This is a genomic window from Bacillus sp. SIMBA_005 (genome assembly GCF_046535585.1).
GTDB classification, from domain to species: domain Bacteria; phylum Bacillota; class Bacilli; order Bacillales; family Bacillaceae; genus Bacillus; species Bacillus pumilus.
Window position 1 is genome coordinate 1 of sequence record NZ_JAWRWI010000365.1, and the last position, 274, is coordinate 274.

At 53.6% G+C, this 274-nt stretch carries 1 protein-coding gene; it reads left to right on the forward strand.

What is annotated here, in order from left to right:
- Positions 1 to 51 precede the first annotated feature (51 nt).
- A partial coding sequence (locus SB660_RS20480; RefSeq protein ID WP_410584165.1) for a MerR family transcriptional regulator occupies positions 52 to 274 on the forward strand: 223 nt, incomplete at its 3' end.

The window sequence follows — 274 nt, forward strand, 5'->3', positions numbered from 1 at the left end:
TGTTGCGTGCAACAGTGCGCAGTGCAACGATCCGAACGAGGCGCAACGGCTATGGAACTATCTCTCTCTCAGGCAGCGAAAGAGGCGAACGTCGCTAAGTCGACTATATCGCGAGCCATTGAAAAAGGGCGACTTTCCGCCCGTAAGGACGATTTGGGACGTTACCACATCGATCCGGCCGAGTTATTCCGTGTTTTTACTCCGCAACAGCGACGCAACACCGAGATGCAACAAAGCGAACACGACGCAACCGGCTTGGAAAGGGAAATTGAAC